Genomic DNA, 11,099 nt, shown 5'->3' with positions numbered 1-11,099 from the left:
TCGATTCTGCTACGTCTGCTGTCACATCAACATCAAGGTTACCATCTGCTGACATACGTCTGCGCTGACGTTCTTTGTGATACGCCAAGCCGGTACCAGCTGGGATCAATCGACCCACGATGACGTTCTCTTTCAGACCGCGCAGATTATCACTCTTACCTGTCACAGCCGCATCGGTCAGAACACGTGTTGTTTCTTGGAACGACGCCGCAGAGATAAACGAGTCTGTTGCCAGAGACGCTTTTGTAATACCCAGCAGTAACGGTGTAAAGGTTGATTCCAGTTTTTCCTGCTTACGCAGAATATCGTTCGCATCCAAGGCACGATCATATTCGACCTGCTCACCTTTGAGGAACTTACTGTCACCAGCCGCATCAATCTCAACTTTACGCAACATTTGTCGTACGATGACTTCGATGTGCTTATCGTTAATTTTTACACCTTGCAGGCGGTAAACTTCCTGCACTTCACTAACCATATAGTTAGCCAATGCCAGAACACCTTTGAGACGCAAAATATCATGCGGATCTTCAGGCCCATCTACCAGCATCTCACCCTTCTCGATATGCTCACCTTCAAACACAGAAACATGACGCCATTTTGGAATCAGTTCTTCGTATGGTTCGCCCTCTTTCGGGGTAATGATCAGACGCTGCTTACCTTTGGTTTCTTTACCAAAGCTGATGGTACCGCTGATCTCTGCCATCAACGCAGGATCTTTTGGTTTACGCGCTTCGAACAAGTCAGCAACACGAGGTAGACCACCGGTGATATCACGCGTCTTACTGCTTTCTTGCGGAATACGCGCCAAGATGTCACCGATTTCTACTTCTTGACCATCCGTAGCACGAACAATCGCGCCACCTGGCAAGAAGTACATCGCAGGGATATCAGTGCCCGGAATGAAGACGTCTTCACCTTTATCATCGATCAGTTTAACCATCGGACGCATGTCCTTAGCTGCACTACCACGCTGCTTAGGCTCACGTACGATCAAGCTGGTCAGACCGGTGACTTCGTCGACTGTTTTATCAACAGTCACACCTTCTACCAAGTCACTAAGCTGAACCATACCCGCTACTTCGGTTACAACCGGATGCGTATGTGGATCCCAGTTAGCCACAACTTGGCCTGAATCTACGGCTTCATTGTCAGCAACGGCAATTTCCGCACCGTAAGGAATCTTATAACGCTCACGCTCACGACCGTTTTCATCAATCAGGTGCAACTCACCCGAACGTGATACTGCGATAAATTTACCGGCAGAGTTTTGAACGTTTTTAATGTTGTGATAACGAACGTGGCCTTTGTATTTCAAGGCAACAGAGTTATCCGCAGCTGTACGTGAAGCAGCACCACCAATGTGGAAGGTACGCATTGTCAGCTGAGTACCTGGTTCACCGATAGATTGTGCCGCAATGACACCCACCGCTTCACCGACGTTGATTCGGTGACCTCGACCCAAGTCACGACCGTAACAGGCTGAACAAACACCGTAACGAGATTCACAGGTAATCGCACTACGTACCAATACTTCGTCGATACCTTCACGTTCTAGTTTGTTAACAGCGCCTTCGTCAATCAATTCGCCAGCGGCCAGAATGACGCGATCACCTTCCGTCGACATCAGATCTTGTGCAACCACACGACCCAATACACGCTCACCCAATGGTTCAACCACGTCACCACCTTCGATGATTGGCGACATGTTAATTCCCAGTGAGGTACCACAATCTTCTTCAACCACGACCAAGTCTTGTGAAACGTCAACCAAACGACGAGTCAAGTAACCTGAGTTCGCTGTCTTCAACGCGGTATCGGCCAAACCTTTACGCGCACCATGGGTCGAGATGAAGTACTGAAGTACGTCAAGACCTTCACGGAAGTTCGCCGTGATCGGCGTTTCGATGATAGAGCCATCTGGTTTCGCCATCAGACCACGCATACCAGCCAACTGACGAATCTGCGCAGCAGAACCACGAGCACCTGAATCGGCCATCATGTAGATAGAGTTCATTGAGACTTGCTCAACTTCATTGCCATCTGCATCGACAACGGTATCTTTACCGATACCATCCATCATCGCTTTTGCTACTTGGTCGTTGGTACGAGACCAGATATCGATGATTTTGTTATAACGCTCACCATCAGTAACCAGACCAGACGCGTATTGAGAAGCGATTTCTTCAACTTCCGCTTCTGCTTTAGCCAAGATTTCGGCTTTCTCTGCCGGGATAACCATGTCATCCGCACCAACAGAAGAACCCGATTGTGTTGCTTGCGTGAAGCCCAAGTACATCAATTGGTCAGCAAAAATAACGGTATCTTTCAGACCCAAGCGTCGGTAACTGGTGTTGATTACATCACCGATAGCTTTTTTGGTCATTGCACGGTCAACCACTGAGAATGGGAGACCTTTTGGCACGATGCTGAACAAAATAGCTCGTCCCACCGTTGTTTCAACACGGATACGACGGGTTTGCTCGAGTTCTGGCAATGTAATATCAGTTTCTTCCAGACGCACAGTCACTTTGGCATGCAACGATACCGCGGCATTATCATAAGCACGGCGTAATTCTGAAAGATCAGCAAAGTGGCTGCCTTCACCTTTTTCATTCACACGGTCACGGGTCATGTAATACAGACCCAAGACAACGTCTTGTGAAGGAATAATAACGGGTTCACCGTTTGCTGGTGACAGGATGTTATTGGTCGCCATCATTAACGAGCGAGCTTCCAACTGTGCTTCCAATGACAATGGTACGTGTACCGCCATTTGGTCACCGTCAAAGTCGGCGTTGAAGGCACTACAGACCAATGGGTGAAGCTGAATCGCTTTACCTTCGATCAATAATGGTTCAAAAGCCTGAATACCCAAACGGTGAAGTGTTGGCGCACGGTTAAGCATGACGGGATGTTCGCGAATGACTTCTTCCAGGATATCCCAGACTTCAGGTCCTTCACGTTCCACCATTTTCTTAGCGGCTTTTATCGTTGTCGCCAAACCTTGACGTTCCAATTTACCGTAAATGAATGGCTTGAACAGTTCCAATGCCATCTTTTTAGGCAGACCACATTGATGCAATTTCAGGTAAGGACCGACCACGATAACCGAACGACCTGAATAGTCGACACGTTTACCCAGCAAGTTTTGACGGAAACGACCTTGTTTACCTTTGATCATATCTGCCAAAGATTTCAATGGCATACGGTTAGTACCCGTGATGGCACGACCACGACGACCATTATCTAATAAGGCATCAACCGATTCCTGCAGCATACGTTTTTCGTTACGTACGATGATATCCGGTGCATTCAGATCTAATAGACGTTTCAGACGGTTATTACGGTTAATAACACGACGGTACAAATCATTCAGATCAGAGGTTGCAAAGCGACCACCATCCAGTGGTACCAATGGACGCAAATCTGGTGGCAGTACAGGCAGTACTTCCATCACCATCCATTCAGGTTTGTTACCTGAATCATGGAAGGCTTCCATCAGTTTCAGACGTTTGCTCAGTTTCTTGATTTTCGTTTCTGAGTTCGTGCCATCAATTTCTTCGCGAATAACTTCAATTTCTTTTTTGAGATTGATGTTTTTCAGCAGTTGTTGAACGGCTTCCGCACCCATACGTGCATCAAACTCATCGCCGTATTCTTCCACTGCTTGCAAGAACGTTTCATCCGATAACAACTGACCTTTTTCTAAAGGCGTCATACCAGGATCAACAACGATGAATGCTTCAAAGTACAACACGCGTTCGATATCACGCAGTGTCATGTCTAAAAACAATGAAATACGTGATGGCAATGATTTCAGGAACCAGATGTGTGCAACAGGGCTTGCCAGTTCAATGTGACCCATACGTTCACGACGTACTTTGGCCACAGTGACTTCAACGCCACATTTTTCACAAATAACACCACGGTGCTTCAAACGTTTGTATTTACCACACAAACATTCGTAATCTTTGACTGGGCCAAAGATTTTGCAACAGAACAAACCTTCACGTTCCGGTTTGAAAGTACGGTAGTTGATGGTTTCTGGTTTTTTGACTTCACCAAATGACCATGAGCGCACCATTTTTGGTGAGGCCAGACCGATGCGAATGGCATCAAATTCTTCTGGCTGAGTTTGTTGCTTTAACAAGTTAAGCAAGTCTTTCATCTTTATTCTCCGCTGCCGTTAAACGGCTAATATCTCGATTATCAGTCTTTACCCGGTATTGCTTACTCGTCGACCAAATCGACATCAATACCTAGAGAACGAATCTCTCGGGTCAATACTTTGAAGGACTCAGGCATGCCTGCATCCATACGATAATCACCATCAACGATGTTTTTGTAGATCTTAGTACGACCGTTCACATCATCCGACTTCACTGTCAGCATTTCCTGCAAGGTGTAAGCGGCGCCATAAGCTTGTAGAGCCCAAACCTCCATCTCACCGAAGCGCTGACCACCGAACTGAGCTTTACCACCCAACGGCTGCTGTGTTACCAGACTATATGGACCAGTAGAACGCGCATGCATCTTGTCATCAACCAAGTGATTCAGTTTCAACATGTGCATGTAGCCAATCGTGACCGGACGGTGGAAGAATTCACCAGTACGACCATCAATCATTTGCGCTTGTCCACTACGTGGCAGACCAGCCAGTTCCAACATGTCTTTGATCTCATTTTCCTGAGCACCGTCGAAGACAGGTGTTGCCATTGGCACACCGCCTTGCAGGTTTTTCGCCAGTTCAATGATTTCATCGTCAGTCAATGAATCCAGATCTTCTTTGGTACCACTGGTGTTGTAGACCTTACCAAGGAATTCACGTAGCTCAGCCATACCCTTCTGCTGTTGCAACATTTCCTCAATCTTGTAACCCAGACCTTTAGCAGCCCAACCAAGATGCACTTCCAGAATCTGACCGATATTCATACGTGACGGTACACCCAATGGGTTCAGTACGATATCAACCGGACGACCATCAGCAGTGTAAGGCATGTCTTCTACAGGAACGATGTTTGAGATAACACCTTTGTTACCGTGACGACCCGCCATTTTGTCACCTGGCTGAATACGACGTTTCACTGCCAGGAAGACTTTGACCATACGCTGAACGCCTGGTGCCAGATCATGACCTGATGTCAGTTTTTCTTTCTTGATTCCAAACGCTTCCTCCATTTCCTGGCGGTATTGTTTGAGATGTGTATTCGCTTGCTCAAGCAGCGTATTCAGATCTTCAGACTCCATGCGAATATCAAACCATTTCGCATGTTCTAAACCTTGCAGATACGCTTTAGTCAGCTTGGTACCTTTTTTCAGATCAGGGCCGGCTTCAGCCACTTTACCCACCAGATTACGCTCCAGACGTTCAAACACGTCTTCGGTCATAATACGGTTTTGATCTTTCAGGTCTGCCCAAACTTTTTCAAGTTCCGCTTTCTCGATTTCTTGGGTACGCTCATCTTTTTCGACACCGTCACGGGTAAAGACTTGAACGTCTATAACCGTACCGTATGTACCTGATGGCACGCGCAGCGATGAATCTTTCACATCTGCCGCTTTTTCACCAAAAATCGCTCTCAGCAGTTTTTCTTCTGGTGTCAGTTGTGTTTCACCTTTGGGTGTCACTTTACCAACCAGAATGTCACCAGGCTTAACTTCAGCGCCTACGTAAACAATACCTGACTCATCTAATTTAGACAGTGCACTTTCACTAACGTTCGGAATATCGCTAGTAACTTCCTCTGTGCCTAGTTTGGTATCACGCGCCAGACAGTTCAGTTCCTGAATATGAATAGTGGTGAAGCGATCTTCTTCCACAACACGCTCAGAAACAAGGATTGAATCCTCGAAGTTATACCCATTCCACGGCATGAATGCGACCAGAATGTTCTGACCCAAAGCCAGTTCACCTTTATCGGTAGACGGGCCATCTGCCAGGACATCGCCAGATGCGATCACATCACCCGGCTTCACGATTGGACGTTGATTGATGCAGGTGCTTTGGTTCGAACGTGCGTATTTAATCAGGTTATAGATATCAACACCTGACTCGCCCGCTTCCGCTTCATCATCGTTGACACGAATAACGATACGACTTGCATCAACAGAATCAACGGTACCACCACGTTTTGCTGTGACCATAACGCCAGAATCTTTGGCAACAACACGCTCGATACCTGTACCTACTAACGGTTTATCAGCACGTAATGTTGGCACCGCTTGACGCTGCATGTTCGAGCCCATCAAGGCACGGTTAGCATCATCATGTTCCAGGAATGGAATCAATGATGCCGCAACCGATACAACCTGACGTGGTGATACGTCCATCAGTTGTACTTGTTCCGATGGCATCAGCGATGACTCATTCCGGTAACGACAGTGAACCATATTTTCAGCGATAGAGTTATCGTCATTCAGTTCAATCGTTGCCTGTGCGATTTTGTACTCGCCTTCATCGATCGCTGACAAATAAACGATATCTGTTGTCGCTTTACCATCAATAACTTTACGGTAAGGTGTTTCGATAAAACCATATTCATTGGTACGTGCATACGTTGCCAATGAGTTGATCAAACCGATGTTTGGACCTTCAGGTGTTTCGATTGGGCAAACACGACCATAGTGAGTCGGATGTACGTCACGGACTTCGAAGCCTGCGCGTTCACGAGTCAAACCACCTGGGCCTAAAGCAGAAACACGACGTTTATGTGTCACTTCTGACAATGGGTTGTTTTGGTCCATAAACTGAGACAACTGGCTTGAACCAAAGAATTCTTTGATTGCCGCTGCCACAGGTTTCGCGTTAATCAGCTGTTGCGGCATTAAGCCTTCTGATTCAGCAATACTCAGACGCTCACGAACTGCACGTTCTACACGAACCAGACCAACACGGAATTGGTTTTCAGCCATTTCACCAACGCTACGAACACGACGGTTACCTAAGTGATCGATATCATCAACGATACCATTACCATTGCGGATGGCGATGAGTTCTCTCAATACAGCAAGAATGTCTTCTTTAGCTAAAGTGCCTTCGCCTTCCAGTTCTTCACGACCCAGACGACGGTTGAATTTCATACGACCGACGCTAGACAGATCATAACGATCCATAGTGAAGAACAGGCTGGTGAACAGGTTCTCTGCCGCATCTTCTGTCGGTGGTTCACCTGGACGCATCATGCGATAGATTTCAATCTTCGCTTCTAATGCACTACGCGTTTCATCAAGACGCAAGGTATCTGACATGAACGGACCATCATCCAAGTCGTTAGAATAGATGGTATCAATTTCATTAATATCGAAACGAGCAAACGCTTCCAACAGATCGTCGGTTATTTCATCATTCGCCGCAGCCAATAATTCGCCTGTCTCCGGATCGATCATATCTTTCGCCAGTACTTTACCCACCAAGAAATTGGTAGGAACAGTCAACGAGTTCATGCCGGCTTTTTCCATACGTCGAATATGGCGGCCTGTGATTTGGCGTTCAGCTTCAACGATCACTTCGCCATCAGGATCTACAATATCGAACGGCACGGATTGACCACGTAAACGTTGTGGTTCCAAAGCCATTTCAAAATTATCGCCTTTCTTAACAAAGCTATCGTTGCTGAAGAAGATTTCCAGCATTTCTTGGTTGCTGTAACCCAGTGCGCGTAGCAGTATCGTGGCCGGTAATTTACGACGACGATCAATACGAACAAACACCGAGTCTTTAGGATCAAATTCGAAATCCAGCCAAGAACCACGGTAAGGAATAACACGAGCGTTATACAGGATCTTGCCTGAAGAGTGAGTTTTACCACGGTCACTGTCGAAGAACACACCAGGTGAACGGTGTAGTTGCGACACGATGACACGTTCAGTACCGTTAATAACGAAGTTACCTTTCTCCGTCATTAGCGGGATTTCACCCATGTAAACTTCCTGCTCTTTTATGTCTTTAACGACTTTTTGTTTTGCAGGCGCATCTTTGTCATAAATGACCAGACGCATTTTAACTCTTAAAGGTGCGGCATAGGTTACGCCACGGAGTTGGCATTCTTTAACATCGAATGAAGGGGTACCCAATCGATAGCTGACATACTGCAGCTCTGCCATGCCAGTATGGCTCTTGATGGGGAACACAGATTCAAAAGCGGCATGTAGCCCTTTTGCACCGCGTTCGTCAGCGGCAACACCAAGTTGCAGGAAATCCTGATAGGAGTTAACCTGCGTTGCTAGAAGGTTTGGAACATTCAAGACACTTGGACGCTTGCCAAAATCTTTACGAATCCGTTTTTTCTCGGTAAACGTATAGGCCATGTATTACACCTCGAAGAACGTCCTGTTTTCACCGTCGTGAAAAGCAGGAAGGATAATTGTGTTAGTGGCCGGTAAAACAGACCGGCCTGCAACGGAAAAAGGCCGGTGACCAAAGTCACCAGCCATTTTCATTTCGTAGTAGCCTTCAGACCACCACGATAGCTGGGATGCTTACTTAAGTTCAGCAGCTGCACCAGCTTCAGTCAGTTGTTTAACAACGTCTTCTGCTTCAGCTTTTTCTACGCCTTCTTTCACTGTAGCAGGTACGCCTTCAACCATTTCTTTGGCTTCTTTCAAGCCCAGACCTGTCAGACCACGAACAACTTTGATAACTGATACTTTGTTATCACCGAAGCTTGTCATAACAACGTCAAACTCAGTTTGTTCAGCGGCAGCAGCAGCGCCACCTTCAGCTGGAGCAGCAGCAGCGGCTACGGGAGCAGCAGCAGTTACACCAAATTTTTCTTCCATTGCTTCGATCAGATCTACGACCTCAACAACGGTCATGTTGGAAATCGCTTCCAAGATATCGTCTTTAGATACAGCCATGATAATTTTCCTATTTCTAGCTTACAGAATTTATTAACGTGCTCAACCCAATAAGGATTAAGCAGCTTCTTTTGCGTCGCGAACAGCCGCGAACGTACGTACCATCTTGCTGGTAGGCGCTTGCAAAGTACGAACAAATTTCTCGATAGGCGCTTTAATGGTACCCATGAACATGCTAATAGCTTGATCTTTGGTAGGCATTTTCGCCAGTTTTTCGATTTCGCTTGCTGGCAATAATTTGCCACCTAATGAAACCATTTTAACGTCAAGATTTTTGTTTGTTTTCGCGAAGTCACCCATGACTCGTGCAACTGCACCTGGATCTTCCATAGAAAAACCAAATACCAGCGGGCCAGTCATTCCTTCCTGCATGCAGGCGAAATCAGTACCCTCTACGGCACGACGAGCTAAAGTATTACGAACAACACGTAAATAAACGTTCTCTTTACGCGCTGCAACACGCAGCTCAGTCATATCTGAAACAGTCAAACCACGGTATTCTGCTGCAACAGCAGAGAACGCGTTAGATGCTACTTCAGAGACCTCAGCAACGACGGCCTTTTTACCTTCTAGATTTAAAGCCACCTAAGACCTCCTTAGGTTCACCCATCTTGATGAGTGAATAGTTGCTACCAAGAAGTGTTGCCACTTCCACCTTTACGGTATCCAACTCAGAAATTCTGTAGCTGAACCCGTCTGCGCAGGCCGTCCCAATATCAAACGTGGGTCAATTAAAATTGCTTGCCTGCGGTCTTAGACGACTCAGCCCGAGGGCTGAGCGGTCCAATTCGTTGTGATAAATCTTATCCGAGGAACGATTTATCGACAGTGATACCGGCACCCATGGTGCTAGAAACACTGATGCGTTTGATGTATGTACCTTTTGCTGAACTAGGTTTCAGCTTGTTCAGGTCATCCAACAACGCGGTTAAGTTTTGAGCCAACGCGGCCACTTCGAAACCAGCATTACCGATAGGGCAATGAATAATACCTGCCTTATCTGTGCGGTAGCGAACCTGACCTGCTTTAGCATTAGTTACTGCTTCTGCAACGTTTGGTGTAACCGTACCAACTTTTGGGTTAGGCATCAGGCCACGAGGACCCAGTACTTGACCTAGCTGACCAACGATACGCATTGCATCTGGTGTAGCAATAACAACATCAAAATCCATGTTACCTTTCTTGATGTCTTCCGCCAGATCTTCAAAACCAATGATGTCAGCACCTGCTTCTTTTGCTGCATCGGCATTAGCGCCTTGAGCAAAAACCGCCACGCGAACTGTTTTACCAGTACCGTTAGGCAGTACAGTTGAACTACGAACAACTTGGTCAGATTTACGTGGATCAACACCAAGGTTGATCGCTACATCAATTGACTCTACAAATTTTGCTGATGCGTTTTCTTTGACAAATGTCAACGCTTCTTCTACAGAGAAGAGTTTGCCATCTTGCAATTTTTCGCGGATAGCGCGAGTTCTTTTACCTAAAGCAGCCATTACTCAACACCCTCCGTGTCCAGACCCATGCTACGTGCAGTACCTGCGATTGTTCTAACAGCTGCATCTAAATCAGCTGCTGACAAGTCAGGCATTTTAGTGTTGGCAATTTCTTCCAACTGCGCACGTGTAACTTTACCGACTTTTTCAGTATTTGGACGGCCACTACCACTTTTCAAGCCAGCTGCTTTTTTCAGCAGTACCGATGCAGGTGGTGTTTTGGTTACGAAGGTAAAGCTTTTGTCGTTATAAACTGTGATAACAACAGGGATCGGCAGACCACTTTCCATGTTTTGAGTTTGTGCGTTAAACGCTTTACAAAACTCCATGATGTTCAGACCGTGCTGACCTAAAGCTGGACCAACTGGTGGACTTGGGTTAGCACCACCTGCTGGCACTTGTAGCTTGATATAAGCTTCAATTTTCTTTGCCATGTTAACTCCTTACGGGTTCAAACGCCTTGCGGCTCCCCAACGATAAACCAGCCGAAACTGGACATTCTTTAATCAGTCTTAGCCTTTAGCGACTTGACTGAACTCAAGCTCGACCGGTGTGGAACGGCCAAAGATGACCACTTCGACGCGCAGCTTGCTCTTTTCATAATTGACTTCTTCAACGACGCCAGTGAAATCGTTAAACGGTCCATCAGTGACACGAACCACTTCACCTGGTTCAAACAACACTTTCGGACGAGGGCTATCTGAACCATCCTGAACACGTTGCAGGATTTGATTCGCTTCGGCC

7 protein-coding genes are annotated in these 11,099 nt (G+C 46.6%); all 7 read right to left on the bottom strand.

Annotation, left to right across the window (positions count from 1 at the left end; genetic code table 11):
• On the bottom strand, window positions 1–4,171 hold a 4,171-nt coding region (gene rpoC, locus MDMS009_RS05380; RefSeq protein WP_008290713.1), incomplete at its 3' end, for a DNA-directed RNA polymerase subunit beta'.
• 62 nt (window positions 4,172–4,233) lie between these two features.
• Window positions 4,234–8,310 (bottom strand): DNA-directed RNA polymerase subunit beta, encoded by a 4,077-nt coding sequence (gene rpoB, locus MDMS009_RS05375; protein WP_008290687.1) that lies wholly within the window; start codon window positions 8,308–8,310, stop codon window positions 4,234–4,236.
• Window positions 8,311–8,481: 171 nt separating this feature from the next.
• Entirely contained in the window at window positions 8,482–8,859 is a 378-nt protein-coding gene (gene rplL / locus MDMS009_RS05370) for a 50S ribosomal protein L7/L12 (protein ID WP_008290711.1), read from the bottom strand.
• Window positions 8,860–8,916: 57 nt separating this feature from the next.
• A complete protein-coding gene (gene rplJ / locus MDMS009_RS05365) occupies window positions 8,917–9,444 on the bottom strand; it encodes a 50S ribosomal protein L10 (protein ID WP_008290691.1) in 528 nt (175 codons plus the stop codon).
• A gap of 218 nt (window positions 9,445–9,662) precedes the next feature.
• On the bottom strand, window positions 9,663–10,355 hold the full coding sequence (rplA, locus tag MDMS009_RS05360; RefSeq protein WP_008290708.1) for a 50S ribosomal protein L1: 693 nt from the start codon (window positions 10,353–10,355) through the stop codon (window positions 9,663–9,665).
• Window positions 10,355–10,789 carry a 50S ribosomal protein L11 gene (gene rplK / locus MDMS009_RS05355; protein WP_008290714.1) on the bottom strand — a complete coding sequence of 145 codons (435 nt, stop codon included), beginning with the start codon at window positions 10,787–10,789 and terminating at the stop codon, window positions 10,355–10,357. The genes rplA and rplK overlap by 1 nt, the downstream gene beginning before the upstream one ends.
• Window positions 10,790–10,867: 78 nt before the next feature.
• Window positions 10,868–11,099: KOW motif-containing protein (locus MDMS009_RS05350; protein WP_193345548.1), on the bottom strand; the 232-nt coding region annotated here is incomplete at its 5' end.

Source organism: Methylophaga thiooxydans DMS010 (assembly GCF_000156355.1).
Classification (GTDB): Bacteria; Pseudomonadota; Gammaproteobacteria; order Nitrosococcales; family Methylophagaceae; genus Methylophaga; species Methylophaga thiooxydans.
This window is presented reverse-complemented; position numbering and strand designations above follow the sequence as displayed.

Excerpts from the sequence above, each read along its gene's own strand:
- rpoB (WP_008290687.1), bottom strand. The coding sequence starts at position 8,310 with ATGGCCTATACGTTTACCGAGAAAAAACGGATTCGTAAAGATTTTGGC.
- rplL (WP_008290711.1), bottom strand. The coding sequence starts at position 8,859 with ATGGCTGTATCTAAAGACGATATCTTGGAAGCGATTTCCAACATGACC.
- rplA (WP_008290708.1), bottom strand. The coding sequence starts at position 10,355 with ATGGCTGCTTTAGGTAAAAGAACTCGCGCTATCCGCGAAAAATTGCAA.
- rplK (WP_008290714.1), bottom strand. The coding sequence starts at position 10,789 with ATGGCAAAGAAAATTGAAGCTTATATCAAGCTACAAGTGCCAGCAGGT.